This window comes from Aeromonas sp. PI_26 (assembly GCF_027854445.1).
GTDB classification, from domain to species: domain Bacteria; phylum Pseudomonadota; class Gammaproteobacteria; order Enterobacterales; family Aeromonadaceae; genus Aeromonas; species Aeromonas veronii.
Genome location: NZ_JAJNOE010000027.1, coordinates 1 through 22,655, shown reverse-complemented (window position 1 = coordinate 22,655; position 22,655 = coordinate 1). Strand labels below are relative to the sequence as shown.

At 55.5% G+C, this 22,655-nt stretch carries 13 protein-coding genes and 1 pseudogene; 8 read left to right on the top strand and 6 right to left on the bottom strand.

Annotation, left to right across the window (positions count from 1 at the left end; translation table 11 throughout):
• Positions 1 to 7 precede the first annotated feature (7 nt).
• The 4 genes from LRL22_RS19835 to guaB form a co-directional block, all read right to left on the bottom strand.
• Positions 8 to 3,658, bottom strand: coding sequence for a YobI family P-loop NTPase (locus LRL22_RS19835; protein WP_270906192.1), 3,651 nt, complete (start codon positions 3,656 to 3,658; stop codon positions 8 to 10).
• 326 nt (positions 3,659 to 3,984) lie between these two features.
• A complete protein-coding gene (locus LRL22_RS19830) occupies positions 3,985 to 4,257 on the bottom strand; it encodes a hypothetical protein (protein ID WP_005337011.1) in 273 nt (90 codons plus the stop codon).
• Positions 4,258 to 4,636: 379 nt separating this feature from the next.
• Positions 4,637 to 6,226: a glutamine-hydrolyzing GMP synthase gene (gene guaA / locus LRL22_RS19825; RefSeq protein WP_041207518.1), complete on the bottom strand. Its 1,590-nt coding sequence runs from the start codon at positions 6,224 to 6,226 to the stop codon at positions 4,637 to 4,639.
• 84 nt (positions 6,227 to 6,310) lie between these two features.
• Positions 6,311 to 7,774, bottom strand: coding sequence for an IMP dehydrogenase (guaB, locus tag LRL22_RS19820; protein ID WP_005345006.1), 1,464 nt, complete (start codon positions 7,772 to 7,774; stop codon positions 6,311 to 6,313).
• 502 nt (positions 7,775 to 8,276) lie between these two features.
• Here guaB and LRL22_RS19815 point away from each other — a divergent pair.
• The 6 genes and pseudogenes from LRL22_RS19815 to xseA all read left to right on the top strand — a co-directional run bounded on the left by LRL22_RS19815 (position 8,277) and on the right by xseA (position 16,113).
• Positions 8,277 to 10,163: a potassium transporter Kup gene (locus LRL22_RS19815; protein ID WP_270906191.1), complete on the top strand. Its 1,887-nt coding sequence runs from the start codon at positions 8,277 to 8,279 to the stop codon at positions 10,161 to 10,163.
• A gap of 206 nt (positions 10,164 to 10,369) precedes the next feature.
• Positions 10,370 to 11,059, top strand: coding sequence for a Crp/Fnr family transcriptional regulator (locus LRL22_RS19810; protein ID WP_270906190.1), 690 nt, complete (start codon positions 10,370 to 10,372; stop codon positions 11,057 to 11,059).
• 67 nt (positions 11,060 to 11,126) lie between these two features.
• Positions 11,127 to 12,377, top strand: a complete 1,251-nt coding sequence (locus tag LRL22_RS19805) for an anaerobic sulfatase maturase (RefSeq protein WP_270906189.1) — start codon at positions 11,127 to 11,129, stop codon at positions 12,375 to 12,377.
• A gap of 64 nt (positions 12,378 to 12,441) precedes the next feature.
• A complete protein-coding gene (locus tag LRL22_RS19800) occupies positions 12,442 to 14,025 on the top strand; it encodes an arylsulfatase (protein WP_270906188.1) in 1,584 nt (527 codons plus the stop codon).
• A 163-nt stretch (positions 14,026 to 14,188) separates the two neighbouring features.
• Positions 14,189 to 14,610 (top strand): annotated as a pseudogene (locus LRL22_RS19795) (ExbD/TolR family protein).
• 123 nt (positions 14,611 to 14,733) lie between these two features.
• On the top strand, positions 14,734 to 16,113 hold the full coding sequence (gene xseA / locus LRL22_RS19790; protein WP_270906187.1) for an exodeoxyribonuclease VII large subunit: 1,380 nt from the start codon (positions 14,734 to 14,736) through the stop codon (positions 16,111 to 16,113).
• A 116-nt stretch (positions 16,114 to 16,229) separates the two neighbouring features.
• Here xseA and LRL22_RS19785 read toward each other — a convergent pair whose 3' ends face one another.
• Positions 16,230 to 16,949: a GntR family transcriptional regulator gene (locus LRL22_RS19785; protein ID WP_005337027.1), complete on the bottom strand. Its 720-nt coding sequence runs from the start codon at positions 16,947 to 16,949 to the stop codon at positions 16,230 to 16,232.
• Positions 16,950 to 17,196: 247 nt separating this feature from the next.
• Here LRL22_RS19785 and mngA point away from each other — a divergent pair, with 247 nt between their 5' ends.
• Together mngA and mngB are read left to right on the top strand one after the other, a co-directional pair.
• A complete protein-coding gene (gene mngA / locus LRL22_RS19780; RefSeq protein ID WP_270906186.1) occupies positions 17,197 to 19,143 on the top strand; it encodes a PTS 2-O-a-mannosyl-D-glycerate transporter subunit IIABC in 1,947 nt (648 codons plus the stop codon).
• Between the two features lie 86 nt (positions 19,144 to 19,229).
• Complete coding sequence (gene mngB / locus LRL22_RS19775) at positions 19,230 to 21,884, top strand: mannosylglycerate hydrolase (protein ID WP_270906185.1); 2,655 nt, start codon at positions 19,230 to 19,232, stop codon at positions 21,882 to 21,884.
• A 133-nt stretch (positions 21,885 to 22,017) separates the two neighbouring features.
• On the opposite strand, the gene LRL22_RS19770 is transcribed toward mngB, so the two are convergent.
• Positions 22,018 to 22,655: IS3 family transposase (locus LRL22_RS19770; protein WP_270906184.1), on the bottom strand; the 638-nt coding region annotated here is incomplete at its 5' end.

The following is a 22,655-nucleotide window of genomic DNA, read 5'->3' as shown; positions in this document are numbered from 1 at the left end:
TCTCTTGTCAGCGCCGATAAAGATTCACTCTTATCTCGTCAGTGAACACACGACTCTCACTCCATGATGAGATAATTTCCCTGTCATTAAGCCATATAACAAGAACCTGATTCTCAGGAGTTTTCTTCAAAACCGGAATATTGTATCCAACTTTTATTTCAGAATATGGCTTCGGTAGATTTGCCAAGACAAAACGCACTTCGTCATCCGTCATAAGAGAATGGTATTTATTAAAGAGTGAAATTTTCGTCGCAACAGGCATGGAGTGAATGACTAAGGATTGAGCAATGCCACTATTGATATTGGATATGTTGGCACCAGTCCTGTTAATAATTTTACCGATGAGAGCCGACCGTTCAGGGTGGTTCACAAGTAACTCCAGATCCATCAAACCAATAATCCCAAGCTTGGCTTTATTATCAATTTCAGCGCGAAGAAGACTTTCTTTAAAATCATCATCGAGGTCGAATTCGTCTGGATCTTCAAGGTATATATTTATGTTTTCTGCCACAAATAAAACCTGCAGATCCTTGTAATCAGCGAGTGCATCAAGACTCTCATTACTGAAGACAATTTTACCTTCATCAATCAGAATGCGAAACTTTTCAGGTGTAAACCCTTCTGGTAGTTTTTTAAATGGCTTCGGTAGAGCATGAATATATTCTCTATAGGCGGAGTCAGACAGAGAGCCAGCATTGAAGAGGAAGCGACGCAGTCTCTGTGAATCATCATCACTAGGAATAGGCTGTTTCAGGAGAGCTGTACGGACAGTATCTCGGTCAAGATACCCTGTTAAACTCTCCGCCACGAATTCTTTACTTTCCATAAAAGATTGACAGTTCAGCCAAGTTGGTTCGATCAAACCTAACTTGAACAGTGTTGCATGCAATTTCTCTGGAACATCCGCTAACGTTGGCAACAAGGTCGTCTGTTGTTCAAGAAATTTCAGTAGATCATCCTGATCAAGTCCTTCATGCTGCATAACGGCAAGAATAGCCGAGGTATCCTCCTTTGAATTCTCTTCAAGCACCACAAGGATATCATGTAGGTAGCGTTCGAAATCGCGTTCGATCCGTGTCATTAAGGTTGTGTTATTCGTCGAACGTATAGCTGTAAAGTTTCTCTCACGTAGTTGCTCGAGATCACTCTCTCCCAAAATGACTTGATAGATGTACTCCAGATTGGCGATTGTAAGTTCGAAGCGCCCCTTCTCGAACATAGCGCGTACAATCTCAAAATGTTCTTTGATTGCGGCCAGATTTTTGACATCAAAGCTAAGACATACAAGACGTTCTGGTGCAATTTCAGGTGAATTTACCAAAATTTCAGGTAAGTTCTCCGAAACAAATAAAGGTAGTTCTTCGAAACTCTTTGCCAGCTCTTCGAGTTGGCTTTCTGGTAAATTAGAAACGAGTTGTGTTACGTGGAATATATTATTGTGGCTAGCCAAAATAGTAGGAACAAAGCCTTGCCAAGCGGTGGCAAGCCCCGAAAGTAGTCCTACAACTTCTCGACCGCTTGTATAATAAGCGTCCCAAAAAACCTCGCAACTTTCGAACTCTGATGAGATAAACTTGAAAAGTTTTTGCAATTGGGTAAGGTATCGCCCTCTGTCACTTAAAAGACTATCGACAAGTTTAACATTCAAAATATAGTTTTGCCGGAAGTCTTCTTCTCGCATCGCGGCGATCACTTCATGTGGATTATCGATAGGAAAATTTGGTTCTGGGGTGACAAATGCTCGGATCTGGATAAGAAATTTATTGTCATTAGGCGATAAACGCCCTGAGTGAAAGAGTGAAGTATATTGATAGTAGGTATCATCTAGATAGCCCTCTAAAATCAGGAAACGAGCCAACTCTCCGTTTTCCGCGAAATTATCGAATAGATGCTGAACGCGCGCGACGTTCAAACGCAGAAGCTTATTAAGCTTAATTGTACGAAGAGTTGCAATATTTGATTTTAAGTCTTGTATACGACGCAAGTTTTTGTTCTTAATATCAATCGCTTTACCTTCTATGTCCATTTTGCGTTGCTGGTAGGATCTCTGAGAGTCAACTTCGTCTTGCAAGGTGGAAATGGAGACTCTTTGGGATCCATAATTACTGGTGTAACAATAGATGTATGAAGCGTCTATTAGCTGCTCGAACATATCGTTGCTGGCCAGTTTGGGAAGTTCAATCCACACTTGCTGATTATTACTAACACTCGTTGCATTCGCAGGAAGCATCTCTACCAGAGCCATCGCGTATATTTGCCGCAATTCTTTCAGGTTAGAAGGTGTTTGTCGCTCAATAATTTCAATCTGCTTCTCTACCTCCGTGATTTCAGCCCTATAAGTAGCTTCACCAGACTCAATAAAATTATCCTGCTGAGTTAATATTTCATAAAGATTGCCTGTACCGCGGTGTAACATCTCAAAGTCCCTTGGATAGACATTTTTATAGATCAATATCGCAAGGAGTTTATTAGCATCGAGGAGATTCTCTCCATCAGTTTCTAAATTAGCCACATAGATAGAGTATTCATTAAAAATATTCTGAATCAACCTAAGATCATTCAGATACCGTGATACTTCTCTCAAAAATTGTCGATCAAGGCGCCCATCTAGATCAAGTCTCTTTCCTTGCGCCAATACCATATCGATCGAATTTGATGTGTTAATTATAGGGATTACTGGTATAATGAATTCGAAAAATTTTGTTCTATCTGTACTAACAAACATGTCATCGCGCAATGCGTAGAGAAATCTTATAGTACGTTTTACACCTGCATTCTCATTTACGAGATTGTTAATCTCACGTAGTGTGACAAATATTTCTGCGTTGTTAAACCTGTCTAAGTCTTCAATAATAACAAGATCATAATTCGTTGATTGGAAAAAATAGACTATTTCATCTAGATGTCTATTTAATATAGATGCTTGGTCATCACACGCTGGTTTTATTTCAATATCTTTTAACGATATGCTTTTCAATGACAATCCAAAGCTAGCAACATAAAAATGATGAAGCATTACCCAGAAAAATATCACCGCGATAGTAAATATGGAAATATTTATACCGTTGCTGATTTCGAATGGAGTAAAGTAAGTGCCACTGATAATATAATTTCGCTGATGAAAAACGTACCAAAGTGAGACAACGCCAAGCATTATGAATAGAGATTTAAATATAGAAAATGAACTTGGAGACTGAATTCTTTTAAATCGTGACAATGGAAGTCTATTTGCATCAGCACCATACAGCATCTGCTGTAAGATACTCCTCTCAATCTCTTGGCGACTCACCTTTCCTCCCTCCGAATCCGTTTCGGGAACAAACGAAGCCAGTGAAATATGAAGTGCAGGTCGCCGATAATTCCGCAAGAAGGTCTGGATTATACTACTCTTTCCTGACCCGTAGGGACCAGTTAGGGCGATGTTGAATATCTTCGAATTATTCGTAGCAAACAAAATCGCTTCGGAATATACACCTGTCTTGTCTGCTTCATCAGTTGGCGCAAGATCCACGAACTTAGATGGTGTGTTGACTGTTCTGCCTTTACTTTCCAGCCAAGACACAACACTATCAAGGCGATTAGCAAACCTTCGTGTTAGAGAGGTGATTGTCTTTATCATATGATACGAAATTAACGCCCCCTTAAAAAATGGAAACATACAAACGACACTTTTTTAACTCATCTTTGGTCATACTACCGCTCATCTCTAATAAAGTTCTATTACCGGAGTTTGGTAGTAGTCCCTGCAGTTCATTCATTTCAACTGAACTACACATGGTTTACAAGCTTATTTCTGCAAGACAAAATTTTGGAACCCCCACTTTTCCATTGTTCGAACCAATCCTTACAATTGATAGATAGGATGTTGATCTCTCAACAAGCCACCGAAAAGAAGAAAGACGCCCTAAGGCGTCTTTCTTTTATCTGGTGTCTGGAGCAAACCAGTTAGGCGATCTCCCCCTCCCCGCCTTGCCCCGCACCCAATCAAATCGGGGTAATGGAGGTGATATGGGCATCCCCGTCCAGTGATTTGAAGATCTGCACCACGGCTTCGCCATGGATCGGTTTGGCAAGCGGCACAGTGCTCTTGCACTTGAAGCGGTAGTTGGTGCCAGCCACCACTTGAGTGGAGACTTCAAAGGGTACGTACTGCACCCCGACAAATCCTTTCAGCGCCTGATCAAATACCGCCTGATCCTCGGCGGTCAGCTTGTGATATGCGGTCCATCCACCCACCAACACTGCTTGTTCTGACATATCAAACTCTCCGTGCTCTATGATCCCGACTCGTTTGGCCGTTCGGGCTGCGCCCCGTTGATTCAAGTGGTTTCTGGTCTCCACCGGGGTGTCATCACTGCCGGTTGGCGCGATAACGATGGGCCTGTTTGTGCAGCTATCTGTAACTGGATCAGCCCTCCCCCCAGCCACGAGCCGCTGTTGACTGCGGGCTCAATTGGCATGAGAGAGCCTAGTGCGAGATGGCAAAAATGCCCCTGTCACATATGACAGGGGCAAGGTGGCAAAAAAGCTGCTCGAAAAAAGAAGATGTGTGGCGCAAACGATTGAAAAAAGAAAAGACGCCTCAAGGGCGTCTTTTTGCATTTTTATGCTCGAAGGGTAGAAGGGCGCGAGCCGCTTATTCCCATTCGATGGTTGCAGGCGGCTTGCCGGAAACGTCGTACACCACGCGGGAGATACCATTGATCTCGTTGATGATGCGGTTCGATACGTGACCGAGGAAGTCGTACGGCAGGTGAGCCCAGTGGGCGGTCATAAAGTCGATGGTCTCGACGGCGCGAAGCGCAATGACCCAGTCATATTTGCGACCATCGCCCATGACGCCAACGGAGCGCACCGGCAGGAAGACGGCGAACGCCTGGCTGACCTGGTTGTAGAGGTCGGCTTTGCGCAGCTCTTCGATAAAGACCGCATCGGCGCGGCGCAAGATATCGCAGTACTCTTTCTTCACTTCGCCAAGGACGCGCACGCCCAGACCCGGGCCCGGGAACGGGTGACGGTAGAGCATGTCGTAGGGCAGACCCAGCTCGAGGCCAACGCGGCGCACTTCGTCTTTGAACAGTTCGCGCAGCGGTTCGACCAGACCCATCTTCATCTCTTCCGGCAGGCCGCCGACGTTGTGGTGAGACTTGATGACGTGGGCCTTGCCGGTCTTGCTGGCAGCGGATTCGATAACGTCCGGATAGATGGTGCCTTGCGCCAGCCACTTGGCGTTTTTCAGCTTTTTCGCTTCATCATCAAACACTTCGACGAAGACGCGGCCGATGATCTTGCGCTTGGCTTCCGGCTCGTCAACACCGGCCAGGGCAGAGAGGAAGCGCTCTTCGGCATCGACCTTGACGATGTTGAGACCAAAGTGATCGCCAAACATCTCCATCACCTGGGTGCCTTCGTTCAGGCGCAGCAGGCCGTTGTCCACGAATACGCAGGTCAGGCGATCGCCGATGGCGCGGTGCACCAGCATGGCAACCACGGAGGAGTCGACACCGCCGGAGAGGCCGAGGATCACTTCATCGTCGCCCACCTGCTCGCGAATGCGGGCAACGGCGTCGTCGATGATGGTGGCCGGGGTCCAGAGGCATTCGCAGCCGCAGATGTCTTTGACGAAGTGCTCCAGCATGCGGGCACCCTGACGGGTGTGGGTCACTTCCGGGTGGAACTGCACGCCGTAGAAGCGCTTGGCCTCACACGCCATGGCCGCGTGCGGGCAGGTCGGGGTCTGGGCGATGGTGGTGAAGTCGGCCGGAATGGTGGTGACCTTGTCACCGTGGCTCATCCAGACATCCAGCAGGGCATTGCCGTTGTCGGCGATGGCATCTTCGATGTTGCGCAGCAGCGCACTACTCTTGCCAGCTTCGCCCAGCACTTCCACCTTGGCGTAACCGAATTCACGCTCGGTAGAGGATTGCACCTTGCCACCCAGCTGCTCGGCCATGGTCTGCATGCCGTAGCAGATGCCGAACACAGGGACACCGGCGTTGAACACATACTCGGGGGCACGCGGGCTGCCCGCTTCGGTGACAGACTCGGGGCCGCCGGAGAGGATGATGCCGCTGGGATTGAATTCGCGGATCTGCTCTTCGGTTACGTCCCAGGCCCACAGTTCGCAGTAGACGCCGATTTCGCGCACACGGCGGGCGATCAGCTGGGTGTACTGGGAACCGAAGTCGAGGATAAGGATACGGTGCTGGTGAATGTCTTTAGTCATTTTATTCCTGCATCAGGCTGATGTTGTCACAAAGGGCACGGGATAAAAAAAGGGTGGAAAAACGGGGCGCAGGGCCCCGTTTTATCAGCCCATCCGATAGTTGGGGGCTTCTTTGGTAATGGTCACATCGTGGACGTGGGACTCTTTCATCCCGGCGCCGGAGATGCGCACGAATTCAGCTTTGGTGCGCATGTCGTCGATGGTGGCGCTGCCGGTCAGGCCCATGGAGGAGCGCAGGCCGCCCATCTGCTGGTGGATGATCTCTTTGAGGCGGCCCTTGTACGGCACGCGACCTTCGATACCTTCCGGCACCAGCTTGTCGGCGGCGTTGTCGGTCTGGAAGTAGCGATCGCTGGAGCCTTTGGACATGGCGCCCAGAGAACCCATACCACGGTAGGATTTGAAGGAGCGACCCTGATAGAGCTCGATCTCGCCCGGCGCTTCTTCAGTACCGGCGAACATGGAACCGACCATGACGCAGCTGGCACCCGCGGCGATGGCCTTGGCGATGTCGCCGGAGAAGCGGATGCCGCCATCGGCAATCACCGGAATACCGGTGCCTTCCAGCGCGTCAACGGCGTCGGAGATGGCGGTGATCTGGGGCACACCCACGCCGGTCACGATACGGGTAGTACAGATGGAGCCCGGGCCGATACCGACCTTGACGGCGTTGACACCAGCAGCAGCCAGCGCCTTGGCGCCCGCGGCGGTCGCGACGTTGCCACCGATGATCTGCAGATCCGGATAGGCGTCACGAGTGGCCTTGATACGATCCAGCACGCCCTGGGAGTGGCCGTGGGAGGAGTCGATCAGCAGCACGTCTACACCGGCTTCTACCAGCGCAGCGACGCGCTCTTCGTTGCCGGCACCGGCACCAACCGCAGCACCGACCCGCAGACGACCCTTGTCATCTTTACAGGCGTGGGGCTTGCGCTCGGCTTTCTGGAAATCTTTAACGGTGATCATGCCCTTGAGTTTGAAGTCGCCGTTCACCACCAGCACTTTTTCGATACGGTGCTTTTGCATCAGGGCAACCACCTCTTCGCGAGGGGCCCCTTCACGCACGGTGACCAGACGATCTTTCTGGGTCATGATCTGTTCAACGGTCTGGGAGAGGTCAATCACGAAGCGCACGTCACGGCCAGTGATGATACCGACCAGCTGATTGCCGTCAGTCACCACGGGGTAACCGGCGAAGCCATTCTTGTGGCTCAGCTCCTTGATTTGGGCGATGGTCATGTCAGGGCGTACAGTGACGGGGTCAGTCACCACGCCGCTCTCGTACTTCTTGACCTTGCGCACTTCGGCAGCCTGCTGCTCGATGGACATGTTCTTGTGGATAAAGCCGATACCGCCTTCCTGGGCCAGTGCGATAGCCAGACGGGCTTCGGTCACTGTGTCCATGGCGGCGGAAATCATCGGGATGTTCAAGCTGATGGCGGAGGTCAGCTTGGTACGCAGATCGGCAGTATTGGGAAGAACTTCGGAGTGGGCGGGAACCAACAGTACATCGTCGAAGGTTAACGCTTCTTTGGCAATCCTGAGCATGGCAATATCTCACCGTTGAGGAAGTGGGGGTGTAAAATATTGCCGACGAAGTTTACTCACGGATTGGTCACTGGTAAAGAAGTTTTTTGAATTTTTTATGGCGTAGCCCTCATTTAGGAGGCCAAAACGCCAAAAAACCAAGATTATCAGTACGAAAACCGCCATTTCGGGGCAAAAGAGTTGGCAAAGTGGTGTTTTATGCACCCTGCCCGTTTGCCAGGTGCCCCTCTCTGCGCGGTCAGAATGGCTCCACTTTTCCCGGTAAAAACAGCCGCAATCCAGAGCGAAAATCACCGATTCGGAGAGGCAGTCACGTCCCCGTTATTGCCGCACTATTGCCACACTTCGGAGGCATAAAACTGCACTGTTGCACCTACGAAACGCTGTCTGCCTTGATGGTTTCACTGGTGCAAAAATTGCCCGTTTTCGTGCTGGCAAGTGCTTTCCCGATAATCCTGTTCCTTTGCATCCGACTCTTGCGTATCATGACTAACACGCTGAATTGAAATGGAATTTCATGATGGGTCGACAACTTCACCAAGGACGGGCGGCGATTACGCTGGCAGCGCTCGGGGTCGTCTACGGCGATCTGGGCACCAGCCCGCTCTATGCCCTCAAGGAGTGCTTTGCCGGCCACATCGGTTTGCAGCCGGGCCCACAGGAGGTTCTCTCCCTCATCTCCCTCTTCTTCTGGACCATCATGGTGGTGGTCTCGTTCAAATATGTGCTGCTGGTGCTGAGTGCCGACGACAAGGGCGAAGGGGGTGTGCTGACCCTCGCCTCGCTGGCATCGCGCCGCCTCTCGCCCCGCGCTCGCACCATTGCCATGCTGCTTGGCTTGGTCGGGGTAGGACTTTTTGCCGGGGATGCGGTGATCACTCCCGCCATCTCGGTACTCTCTGCCGTCGAGGGGCTGGAGGTGATCGCCCCGGATCTCGCCCCCTTTGTGCTCCCAGTGACGCTGATCGTGCTGGTCATCCTCTTTGGCGCCCAGCATTACGGCACAGCGGGGATAGGCCAGTTGTTCGGCCCCATCATGCTGCTCTGGTTTGGCGTGCTGGCCCTGCTGGGAGCCATCGAGATCATCCAGAATCCGGTCATTCTGCAGGCCATCAATCCGCTTTATGCCATTGATTTTATTGTCGAGCGACCCGGTGTTGCCTTCATTACCCTGGGCGCCGTGGTGCTCTGCGTGACGGGCACGGAGGCGCTCTACGCCGACATGGGCCACTTTGGCCGCGGCGCCATCCGACTGGCGTGGGGCTCGCTGGTGATGCCGGCCCTGCTGCTCAACTACTTCGGTCAGGGCGCGCTGCTGCTGCGCAATCCCGCCGCCGTCGAGAACCCCTTCTACCTGCTCGCCCCCTCCTGGCTCACCCTGCCACTGCTGGTGCTGGCCACCATGGCAACCGTCATCGCCTCGCAGGCGGTTATCTCCGGCACCTACTCGGTGGTGCGTCAGGCGATCCTGCTCGGCTATCTGCCGCGTCAGGAGATCCGCCACACCTCCGAGCGGGAGATTGGCCAGATCTACCTGCCGCTGGTGAACTGGTTGCTGCTGGCGGGAATTGTCATCGTGATCCTCTGGTTCCAGACCTCCAGCAATCTGGCCGCCGCCTACGGTATCGCCGTCACCGGTACCATGGTGCTCACTACCCTGCTGCTGATGGTGGTAGCCGCCACGCGCTGGAAGTGGCCACGCTGGCTGATTGCACTGGTGTGCGCGCCGCTGCTGCTGGTAGACGCCACCTTCTTTGCCGCCAACAGCACCAAGCTGCTGGCGGGCGGCTGGCTCCCCATTCTGTTTGCCCTGCTCGCCATTCTGGTGATGACTACCTGGAAGCGGGGGCGCGAGCTGGTGCTCGACAAACTGGAGAACAAGTCGTTTGCCCTGACCCGCTTTGTCGACAACATGCTTGAGCACCCGCCGCTGCGGGTGCCGGGCACAGCCGTGTTCTTGTCGCGCTCGGAGCAGGTGGTGCCCCATGCCATGCTGCACAATCTCAAACACAACAAGATCCTCCACGAACGGATCATTTTCCTCACCGTTCGCATCAAGGATGAACCCTGGCTCGCCTTTAGCGAACGGGTCCAGCTCAAACAACTCGGGGATGGTTTTTGGCAAGTGGTGGCCCATTTTGGCTACAAGGAGACCCCCGACATGGAGGAGATTTTTCAAGCCTGTGCCCAGCACGACCTTAAAGTCGCCATGAGCCAGACCTCCTTCTTCCTCTCCCACGAAAATCTGGTCAGCACCGATATTACGGGCATGGCCCGCTGGCGCGAGGGGCTGTTTGTCTGGATGAATCGCAACGCCCTCAAGGCGACCGATTTCTTCCATATTCCGGCCAACCGGGTGGTGGAGCTGGGGGTATTACTGGAGCTTTAATTTCCTTTGTTTCACTCCAACTGCTGTTTGTCACAAATTGAGGGTGAAAATAAAAAAGCGGTTTTTTCCCAAACTGTTCTTCCGGGAACAGAGGTGACGATCTCGGCGGGATATACTGACTCAGCCGTCACTAACGTCCCCCCGATCAGGCAAAGAGAAATGGGGCTTAGCATCGGCTCTGATCATCTGATACAGGACTCTCGATAATGAACGACGACATTGCTTGGCCATGCGCGCTTCATCCATCCACTCAGGCGAACTTGTTGGCACTGGCAAAGCCATTTGATTGCCAGCGCCTGACGGGCAGTCTGCCGGGCGTGATCTATGTGTCATCCGGTTGTCTTGTCGGCTATGCAGCCAATGCCAGCATGAGCAACTCTCTTGGCCTTATTTTTGGACGGGGTTGCTGGCTGGGCACACAGTCAATTCATAATCCGGCCTACGCCCCCTCCGAGCGCTATGAAACACTGTGGCCGACCGAGTTGTGGCTATTTCCCAGAGCAGATGTTGAATCGTTATCCGAGAAAGACCCGGAAGTATTCAAGTTTTTGTTTCATATCGCCCAGCAAGTAGTGCGTATCAGTTTGCAGATGGGGAGCAATACTCTTTTTTGTCTGACTACCCGCATCGCTTATGTCTTGCTGGAGTTGGTCGCCAAAAATACCGCGGCAGACCCCTTTGCCTCCTCATTGCAAATTACTCAGCAGAAGCTCAGCCAGATTGCTGGAATCAGCCGCCCCAGAGTCAATGAGGTGTTAAAAGAGCTGGCTCGAACGGGCGAGATCACGATTCGGCGCGGAGGGCTGGATATCACCGACATGGCCTCCTTGAAAGCCAGATTGCATCCGTTCAGCTTGATGTATTACGACCCAGTGCCGCACATCCAGACCCAATAAGCGGGAGCTCAGAGGGACTATCACAACACCTTCTGGATATTCATCACACTGTTTAGCAGAGGATTTCATGAACCAACCCAGTTTGCAGTTACCTCCTCTTCCGGCCGGACGCCATTATCGCTTCCACACCATGGTGAAACCCGGCGGCGCACGCTGCAATATCGACTGCGATTACTGCTTCTATCTACATAAAAGTGAACTGTTGGGCCACGAACGACACGCCCGGATGGACGACAGTGTGCTCGAGCAGCATATACGCCAATACATAGAAGCCCAGACCGGTGATGAGGTGATCTTTTCATGGCAAGGAGGTGAGCCCACGCTGATGGGGCTGGCATTCTTTGAGCGCATCGTTGAGCTTCAGGCTCGTTATGCCAAACCCGGTCAACACATTGGCAATGACCTGCAGACCAACGGCATTGCACTGGATGATGGCTGGATTGCCTTTCTCAAAACCCACGGTTTTCATGTCGGATTATCCATCGACGGGCCACGTTCCCTGCACGATGCCTACCGCAAGAGCCGCAGCGGCAAGTCGACCTTCGATCAGGTCATGGTGGCAGCCCGACGCCTGCGTGAGGCCGACATCCCCTTTGCCGCGTTATGTGTCGTCAACCGGCTCAATGCCCTGCATCCGGTTGCCGTGTACCGCTTTCTGGTCGATGAGGTTGGGGCAACTCGGGTCCAATTTACTCCGGCGGTCGAGCCGCAGGCATTCAAGGTTCAAGCCCCCTCTCTGCTCTCGGCCAAAAGCCAGCCAAAACAGGGAGACGCCCGGGCGACCCCGGCCCATCCTCTCTCCATCGTTACCGCCTGGTCGGTCGATCCTGACGACTACGGTGCTTTCCTTTGCCAGGTCTGGGATGAGTGGTTTCAAAAAGACATTGGCAACATCCATGTCAATCTGTTTGAAACCGTGATAGCCCAATCCGCAGGTATGCCAGCCCAGACCTGTACCCAGTCAGAATTTTGCGGCAAGGCGCTGGCCATTGAACATAACGGTGACGTCTTTTCCTGCGACCATTTCGTTTATGAGAACTATCGCATCGGCAATATCTTGCATACCCACCTCGGCGATATGGCATTTTCCAGCGTACAGCAGCAATTTGGCATGAATAAAAAGGCATCATTGCCTGCGCAGTGCCGAAGCTGCAATTATCTGAAATTATGTTGGGGAGAGTGTCCCAAGAACCGAATCATTAATACCAAAACGGGTGAACCTGGCTTGAATTATCTTTGCCAGGGGCTTTATCGATTCTATGACCATATAGGTCCAGATGTTGTTCGTATTTTAAAAGCGCTGGGTTATCTCACTTGATAATTCGGCCAATTGAAAAAAGGCAGAGTCGTTGTTTATTTCAATACAATAAAGGAGAGTTATCATGCGTAAAACGCTTATCGCGACCGCGATGCTCACGGCAATGTCCGTCGTGCCATCGCTGCATGCCGCAGAAGCAAAAAAACCAAATATTTTGGTCATTTTTGGCGATGATATCGGCTGGCAAAACGTGAGTGCCTACGGCATGGGCACTATGGGTTACCGGACACCCAATATTGACAGCATTGCCCAGCAAGGGGCCATGTTTACCGATCATTATGCCCAACCCAGCTCGACGGCAGGACGGGCAGCCTTTATCACCGGCCAATACCCCATTCGTTCCGGCATGACGACAGTCAGCATGCCAGGGGGCTCGCTGGGTCTGAAAAGCGCCTCCCCTTCATTGGCCGAAGTGTTGAAGGCACAGGGCTATGCCACCGGACAATTTGGCAAAAACCACCTTGGCGATCACAACTTCTCCCTACCCACGGTTCACGGCTTTGACGAGTTCTTTGGCAACCTCTACCACCTCAACACCCAGGAAGAGTCCGAGCAACGGGACTACCAGCGATTTGCCAAGGATTATTCCGGATCCGTCGAGAAGTACGACCAGAAATTTGGTACCAGAGGGGTACTGCACTGCTACGCCACCACGAAGGAAGATAAAACGGTCGAGCCACGTTTTGGCGAAGTAGGCAAACAGAAATGCACCGACACAGGCCCGCTGACCCAAGAACGGATGAAGGCATTTGACGAAGACGAGGTGATCCCGAAAGCTCTGGGCTTTATGGACAAAGCTGGTTCTTCGAACAAACCCTTCTTTGTCTGGCTCAATACCAGCCGCATGCATCTGTATACCCGCCTCAATGAGAAATGGCGTTATGCCGCGGAAGAGTACACCAGTGAATATGACTATCATGGCAGCGGCATGCTGCAGCATGACCATGATATTGGCCTCGTACTCGATTATTTGAAGAAAAAGGGGCTGGATAAAGACACCATTGTTGTTTACAGCACGGACAATGGCCCGGAACACTCCTCTTGGCCTTATGGCGGTACCACCCCCTTCCGCGGTGAAAAAATGTCTACCTATGAAGGTGGGGTGAGAGTACCCATGATGGTTCGCTGGCCGGGGCATATTCCTGCTGGTACCGTCTTGAACGGTATTCAGGGTCATCAAGACCTCTTTACTACCCTTGCAGCAGCGGCAGGTGAAACCAATGTCGCAGACAAGATGATGAAAGAGAAGAAACAATATATCGATGGCATCAACAACCTCGATTATTGGGAAGGGAAAACCAATAAATCCAACCGCGATTCCATTCTTTATTATTACGAAGACAAGCTGACTGCTGTGCGACTTGGCCAATGGAAATTCCACTTCTCCACCAAGGAGGATTATTATGCCAATGTGGTTCCCTTGACCGTTCCCAAAATATATAACCTGCGGGCCGACCCTTTCGAGAGTTACGACTCCCGCGATGCACAGGGACATTTGTTGCAAAAAATGTCGTGGTTGCTGGCCCCCGTCAATGAAATTGTCAGTGACCACCTCAAGACGCTGGTGAAATATCCCCCCGTGCAAGGCGGCACCAGTTTCGATATGTCCAATCTGGTCTCCGAAACAATCAAGAAGGGCCAACAGTGATGGCCCAACCATAAATCTGATGCGGCCCTTTGGGGCCGCTTTTTATGGCTGAACTGGATGCCTTTGCCCACGACCTGTTTGCCCTGCTGCTGACCGGTTTTGAACCGGCTGCCAACAATGTCACCCGCCTTGCCCGGCGCTCAGCCAAAACGGGAGGCCAATAATGGCATTCGGTTCCCTGCCCGGCGATGAGGATGAGCAGCCCCTCAGCGAAATCAACATGATCCCGATGATCGATGTGATGCTGGTGCTGCTTATCGTCTTTATGATCACCGCGCCCCTGCTCACCAACGCGGTCAAACTCGATCTGCCCAAGGCGAGCAGCCAGCTCAATCAGCCCAAACCGGAGGCGATCACCCTCTCCATCGACAGCGCGGCAAGACCTACTGGAACGAGCAGGAGGTGGATGAAGCGGCGCTATTGGCCCACATGGAGAGCGCCAGCAAAGCTCCCGGCGAGTTGCCCGAGATCCAGCTGCGCATCGACCGACGGGTCGAATATGGCACCATCGCCAACGTCATGGCAGCTGCGTCTCGCCACGGCCTGCACAAGATCGCGTTTGTCAGCCAGCCACAGAACGAATGAAAGCCCTGCAAAGGCGATATCGGGTGCTCGGGCTGATAGAGGCTCGGCACCTGCCCCGCGCTGGGGTAAGATAGCGGCCATCGTTTTATCCCGGCCCCGCCGGGGCAGACTACAGGTACGCCATTGAACCGATTTACCCCATCCAGTGCGGCGAGCGGCCGCAAGCAGCAGGTCTTTACCGTCACCCGCCTCAACAGCGCAGTGCGCATGATCCTGGAGCAGGATCTGGGGCTGGTGTGGCTGACCGGCGAGCTCTCCAATCTGGCGATGCCAAGCTCCGGCCACTGGTACTTCTCCCTTAAGGACATGTCGGCGCAGGTGCGCTGCGCCATGTTCAAGGGCAACAACCGGCGGGTGGCCTTCCGCCCGCAGGATGGCATGCAGGTACTGGTGCAGGCGCGGGTCTCCCTCTATGAGCCGCGCGGCGACTACCAGCTGATCATCGAGTCGATGCAGCCAGCGGGCGATGGCGTGCTGGCGCTGCGTTTTGAAGAGCTCAAGCGCCGCCTCGGCGCCGAGGGGCTGTTTGACGAAGGCCGCAAGCGGCCGCTGCCCCGCGAACCGCGGGCGGTGGGCCTTGTCACCTCCGCCACCGGCGCGGCTTTGCACGATATGCTGACCGTGCTTAAACGGCGTGCGCCGGATCTGCCGGTCTTTATCTACCCGACTCAGGTACAGGGCAGCGCTGCCATCAGCCAGATCGTCGCGGCGATCGCCAAAGCGAACCAGCGCGCCGAGGTGGATGTGCTGATCGTCGGCCGTGGTGGCGGGTCGCTTGAAGATCTCTGGTGCTTTAACGAAGAGATGGTGGCGCGTGCCATTGCCCACTCCGCCATACCTGTGGTGAGCGCGGTGGGCCACGAGGTGGATGTCACCATCAGCGACTTTGCCGCCGACTTGCGTGCCCCTACCCCATCGGCCGCCGCCGAGCTGGTGGCGCCGGATCAGAGCGCCCGGGCCCAGCGTCTCGTTCACCTCAAGCAGCGACTCCTGCAGGCAATGAACCGCCAGCAGACCGCAGCCCGCCACGATTTCATCCTGCTGCAAAAGCGGCTCGACCATCAGGACCCGAAGCGGCGACTGGAACAGCAGTCCCAGCGACTCGACGAGCTCTCCAGCCGGTTACAGCAGCTATTGCGCCAGCGGTTGCATCAGGGTGAGCGGCGCCTCGCCAACCTTGAGCTGCGCCTGCAGGGCAAGAGCCCGGAGCGCTTGCTGGCCGCTGGCAAGCGCCGCCATCAGCTGGCCGAGGAGCGACTCCATGCCCTGATTGCCAAGCGGCAAGACCTTGCTAGTCACCGCCTCGCCATGCTCACCGCCCGCCTCGACGGGGTGAGCCCGCTTGCCACTCTGGGTCGCGGCTACTCCATCACCCGCACTGCGCGTGGCGAAGTCATCAGCCGCGCCGATCAGGTCAGCAGCGGCGACCAGCTCGTCACCACCCTGGCACAAGGGAGCCTGCAGGTACGGGTCGAGGGAGTTATCAAAGACTCTGCCCAGTAGAACGGCTACATCAAACCACCAGCCAATCTGCCATTCAGCCCGGCAATCTGCCAAAAACAAAGGCCACCACCGCAAACACGGTGGTGGCCTTTTTAATCTCGGGTGCTTGCGCCTGCTCACCCCTTGGCGCGGCGAGCGACCAGGGTGAACTTGTAGTCATCGCTCTTGAAGAAGTTGCGACTGAACTCGAACACGGTGCCATCTTGCAAGAAGCCACGGGAAACCTTCTCGATAATGGGCTTGGCAGGATCGATACCGAGCGCCTCCACTACCTGCGCCGAGGGGAGCACCGGAATGATCTCCTGTTCGCTGCGGTCGATCACCAGCTGCTTCACCTCTTCGATGTAGTGGTACTTCGAGCCCTGCATCACCGCATAGCTGAGATCGGGGAAGAGAGCGAGCGGCATCCAGGTCTCCTCCAGCGTCACCGCGATCTGGCGAATAAAGCGCACCCGCTTGACGTAGTAGACCAGCGCCCCCTCCAGCAGATTGAGCCGCTCGGCCAACTCACTGCTCGCCTTGATCACCTCGAAGGCGAGAATGTCGCTGTGGGTCTCGGCCGCGGGATCGGTCACCTTCTCATAGAGGCTGGTGAGCTGATAGATGTCGTAGTTCACCTTCTCCTGCCGCACGTAGCTGCCGCTGCCCTGAATACTCTCGATGACGTTGAGTTCGGTCAGCTGCTTGAGAGCCTGACGCACCGTCACCCGGCTCACCCCGAACTGCTCGCGCAGCTCGGCTTCGGTGGGCAGGGCATCGCCGGGGGCCAGCTCCCCTTGCGCAATCCACTGCTGGATGGTGTCGGCTATCTGGCGATACATGGGTTTTTTCGACACGAAAGGCCACCTCGTCGGCTCTGCGCCATGATAAATGGAAGAGGCGCCATTCTACCCCAGTTACCCGGCAGACAAAACGGCTCGGCCTCATTTGACCTAACAAATCACCTCAAACCAACAATACAAAAACAATACAAATAGAGAATTGTATGATACCACTCACAAAAATCAGTCGGCCGGTTTGTTAGCATCGCTGTCACTTTCACCATGACGGCTTGCTGGCAAGCCAACCTGACAGAGGATCATCATGAATCTGACCAGTCTTACCGGCCCCCATCTCATCACGCTGCAAACCCGGTTTGCCGATCGGGATGCGGCCATTCATGCCCTGACTGATCGGCTCGATCAGGCCGGCAAGCTGCACGACAAGGCCGCCTTTCTGGCCGCGGTCATGGCCCGCGAGGCGCAGGGCCCCACCGCCCTTGGCGAAGGGCTGGCAGTGCCCCACGGCAAGTGCGATGCGGTGCGCGAAGCAGCCTTTGCCGTCGCTACCCTGAGCGAAGAGCTGGGCTGGGAGGGGATCGACGGCCCCGAGCCGGTCAACCTGATCTTCATGCTGGCGATCCCGACCGATCAGGCGGGCTCCACACATATGCAGCTGCTCACCACCCTCACCACCGCTTTGGTAGATGACGATACCCGCGAGGCGGTGCTGGCAGCCAAAAGTGCCGAGCAACTGATGGCGCTGCTCGATGGTGAAGGGGATGGCGGCAAGCAACCAGCAAAAGAAGACAACTTAGATACAAATAAACCCACTGTGGTCTGTGTCACCGCCTGTCCGGCGGGGATCGCCCACACCTATATGGCTGCCGAGTATCTGGAAAAAGCGGGGCGCAAGCTGGGCATCCGGGTACTGGTCGAGAAGCAGGGTGCCAACGGCATCGAGGATCGCCTGCCGCAAGAAGCACTCGATGCTGCGATGGCCTGCATCTTCGCCGCCGAGGTGGCCATCAAGGAGCAGGAGCGTTTTATTGGCATCCCCCGGATCGAGACGCCAGTGGCCGAGCCCATCCGCCATGCCGAGCGGATCCTCAATGACGCGCTGGAAGCGGCCAAGGCCGGCCGTACCGCCCCGACCCCCAGCACCAGTCAGAGCGACACGCAGACCGGCAAGAAGGTGGGCCTCAAGACCGAACTCAAGCAGGCGCTGCTGAGCGGCATCTCCTTTGCCGTACCGCTGATCGTAGCGGGCGGTACCGTGCTCGCCGTCTCTGTGCTGCTGGCCCAGATCTTCGGCCTGCAACATCTGTTTGACACCGAGAACTCCTGGCTCTGGATGTACCGCAAGCTGGGCGGCGGCATGCTGGGCACCCTGATGGTACCGGTACTGGCGGCCTATACCGCCTATTCGCTGGCCGACAAACCGGCGCTGGGCCCGGGCTTTGCGGCGGGACTGGCCGCCAACATGATTGGCTCCGGTTTTCTCGGCGGTGTGGTCGGTGGTCTTATCGCCGGTTACCTGATGCGCTGGGTCAAGCAGCATTTGCGCCTTAGCCCCAACTTCAACGGCTTTCTCACCTTTTACCTCTATCCGGTGATCGGCACTCTGGTGGCGGGCAGCCTGATGCTGTTTGTCATCGGCCAGCCGGTGGCCTGGCTCAACAACAGCCTCACCGAGTGGCTCAACGGCCTCTCCGGCACCAATGCGCTGGTGCTGGGTGCCCTGCTCGGCTTTATGTGTTCGTTTGACCTGGGTGGCCCGGTCAACAAGGCGGCCTACGCCTTCTGCCTCGGCGCCATGGCCAACGGGGTCTACGGCCCTTACGCCATCTTCGGCGCGGTCAAGATGGTCTCGGCCTTTACCGTCACCTTCTCCACCCTGCTGGCGCCACGCCTGTTCCAGACCTTCGAGATCGAGACCGGCAAATCGACCTGGCTACTGGGGCTGGCGGGGATCACCGAGGGCGCCATTCCGATGGCCATCGAAGATCCAATCCGGGTGATCGGCTCCTTCCTCGCAGGCTCGGTGGTCACTGGCGCCATGGTGGGTGCCATGGGGATTGGTCTCTCCACCCCGGGTGCCGGCATCTTCTCCCTCTTTCTGCTCCACGATGGCGGCCACGGTGCCCTGATGGCTGCCGCCGTCTGGCTCGGTGCAGCGCTGGTGGGCACCCTTATCTCCAGTGTGGTGCTGATCGGCTGGCGCCGTCACGCCATGCAGCGCGGCACCTATCAGGTGGTCGCCGCAGAGTAAGGCTCATCTTCACCACCGTTTTTTCAACAGACTATTTTTCCGCACGGCAGGCAAGGGCCGCCGTGCGTCAGCAAAGGATCATTGTCATGACAGTTTCACGAGTTCACATCACGCCACACATGCACTGGGATCGGGAGTGGTACTTCACCACCGAGGAGTCCCGCATCCTGCTGGTCAATAACATGGCGGAGATCCTGGCGCGGCTTGAATCCGACCCCGACTACAAGTTCTATGTGCTGGACGGCCAGACCGCGGTGCTGGAGGATTACTTCGCCATCCAGCCCGAGAACAAGGCCCGGGTGAAGGCGCTGGTGGAAGCGGGCAAGCTCATCATCGGCCCCTGGTACACCCAGACCGACACCATGCAGGTGAGCGGCGAGTCCATCCTGCGCAACCTGCTCTACGGGATGCGCGACTGCCTCAGCCTTGGCGAGCCGATGAAGATCGGTTACCTGCCCGACTCGTTCGGCATGTCCTCCCAGCTACCCCACATCTTCAACGGCTTCGGGATTGACCGGGCCATGTTCTGGCGCGGCTGCTCCGAGCGTCACGGCACTGACAAGACCGAGTTCCTCTGGCAGAGCAACGATGGCAGCGAGGTGACCGCCCAGGTGCTGCCGCTTGGCTACGCCATTGGCAAGTACCTGCCGGAAGATGAGGCGGGCCTGCGCAAGCGGCTCGAATCCTACTTCGAGGTGCTGGAGAAGGCCTCGGTGACCAAGGATATCCTGCTGCCCAACGGCCACGACCAGATGCCGCTGCAGCAGAACATCTTCGCCATCATCGACAAGCTGCGGGAGATCTACCCCCAGCGTGAATTCCACATGAGCCGCTTCGAGCAGGTCTTCGAGCGCATCGAAGCGTGCCGCGACCAGCTGGCCACCCTCAAGGGGGAGTTCAACGACGGCAAATACATGCGGGTACACCGCACCATCTCCTCCACCCGGATGGATATCAAGCTGGCCCACGCCGCTATCGAGAACAAGATCGTCAACATCCTCGAACCGCTGGCGAGCATCGCCTGGGCGCTCGGCTTCGAGTACCACCACGGGCTGCTGGAGAAGATGTGGAAGGAGATCATGAAGAACCACGCCCATGACAGCATCGGCTGCTGCTGCAGCGACAAGGTGCATCAGGAGGTGATGACCCGCTTCATTCTGGCCGACGACATGGCCGAGAACCTGATCCGCTTCTACATGCGCAAGATTGTCGACAACATGCCGGTGGCGCTCTGTGAAGACGGGGTACAGGTGGCCGACAAGCTCTGCCTGTTCAACCTGATGCCCTTCCCCCGTCAGGAGGTGATCAACACCAGCATCCGCATTCGCGCCCAATCCTTTGCCCTGCGCGATGAAGCGGGCCAGCCGGTCCCCTGCTTCATCCGCGCCAAGCGCGAGATTGACCCGGGGCTGGTGGACAGGCAGATCGTTCACTACGGCAACTACGACCCCTTTATGGAGTACGACATCCAGCTCTGCCATCCGCTGCCGGCCATGGGTTACTGCACTCTCCATATTGAGGGCAATCAGCCAGGACTGGCGCAGCCGGTGACTGCCAGCGGCGAGCTGCTGGAGAACGATTTTTACCGCATCGCCCTCAATGACAACGGCACTTTGCAGATCCTGGATAAACTGCGCGGCACCACATTTGATCAGGTGCTCACGCTGGAAGAGGGCTCCGATGATGGCGACGAATATGACTACTCGCCATCGCGGGACGAGTGGCTGCGCTACTCCACCGAGTTTGCGGTGACTCGCGAGGTTACCCATCAGGCATGGCAGAGCATCGCCACTCTCAAACTGCGTATGGCCTTGCCGGCCAACCTAGCCGAGCGGGCCAACCGCCAGTGCAGCGGCCACCTTGATGTCACCTGCCGCATCACCCTGGCGCACCAGAGCCCACGCATCGACATCGAGCTGGAGCTCGACAATCAGGCCGATGATCACCGGGTGCGGGTGCTGATCCCCACCCCCTTCCCGAGCGACACTGTGGTCTCTGACAACCAGTTTGGCTGCATCACCCGCCCCACACACGACAGCGCCATGGCCGACTGGGAAGCGGAGGGGTGGAAAGAGGCTCCCATTCCGGTCTGGCAGCTGATGAACTTCGTCGCCCTGCAAGATGGCAAGCAGGGGCTGGCGGTGCTGAGTGACGGTCTGCGCGAGTTTGAAGTGATCGGTGAGCAGTGCGACACCCTGGCACTCACCCTGCTGCGCGGGGTCGGCGTACTCGGCAAAGAGGAGCTGCTGCTGCGCCCGGGTCGCCCCTCCGGCATCAAGCTGCCCACCCCGGACTCCCAGGTGCGTGGCAAACTCAGCTGCCGTTTCAGCCTGCTGGCATTTGCTGGTGATCACATCAGCGCCAACGTGATGCAGGCGGCGCGCAGCTACCTCACCCCGGTGCGCTGCTACAACAAGATCCCGTTCGATGCCATGAAGCTCAACAAGGCAAGCTTCACCACCCCGCTCCACTTCAGTCTGCTCACCATGGACCCCTCCGGTCCGGTGCTGAGCGCCCTGAAAAAGGCAGAGGATGAAGAGGCGCTGGTGATCCGGGTCTACAACCCGAGCGAGCAGGTGGTACTAAAGGGTGGCAAAGTGAGCTGCGAACACGCCCTGAACGACTGGCAAGCGGTGCGGATGGACGAGCAGCCCTTGCCCCTTGAACTGGCCGCTGGCGAATTTGGCGAGCTGGCGCCGTGCCACTCCCGCAGCGTACGCTTTCGGGTGGCTCGCGGCTAACCGCCGGTAACCCCCACAGCTAGCAACAGGCGGGGAAGAGTCATCCCCTCCCCGCCTGTTTATCCCTTCAAGCTGGCCTGCCCCTGTCTAGTCCTGAAATAGGTTTACACATTTTCGGCTAGCGTTGCTCCACTCAGAACCCCCTATGTACCGCATCGGGGGTTCTGTATTTCAACGCATGATGCGGCCGCTCCGCGTTATAAATATCCACCGCTTCACGCACCATTTCCCGCGCTTGCGCCAAATCCTGCGGGCTTTGCAACAATAACTCTCCTTTCAAAATCCCGTTCACCCGCTCCGCCAACGCATTCTGGTAACAGTCATACCCATCCGTCATCGAGCATTTCACCCCGTACCGTTCATGTAATGACTGATACAGCCCAGAGCAATACTGCACGCCGCGGTCCGAGTGGTGGATGAGTTCACCGCTGCCACGCCGTTGCTTCAGTGCTTTCTTGAACGCCATCGCCACCGACTCCGCGTGCATTCCTTCGTGTACGTGGTGGCCCACTATCTTGCGTGAGTACGCATCCGTCACCAGGCTCAGGTACAGTGGCCCGCTCCTGGCTGGCAGATAGGTGATATCAGCGACCCAGACCTGCTCCGGGGCCACCGGTGTGACCTGCTCTGGCCCCGCCTTGAGCAAGTTGGGATGACGGTAGAAACGGTGAAAACTGTGGGTGGTCTTGTGATACGCCCGTCTGGGTGGCACCAGCAGGCGGTGCTCGGCCAATATCTGAAACAGCCTGTCACGCCCGACCTTGAGCCCGT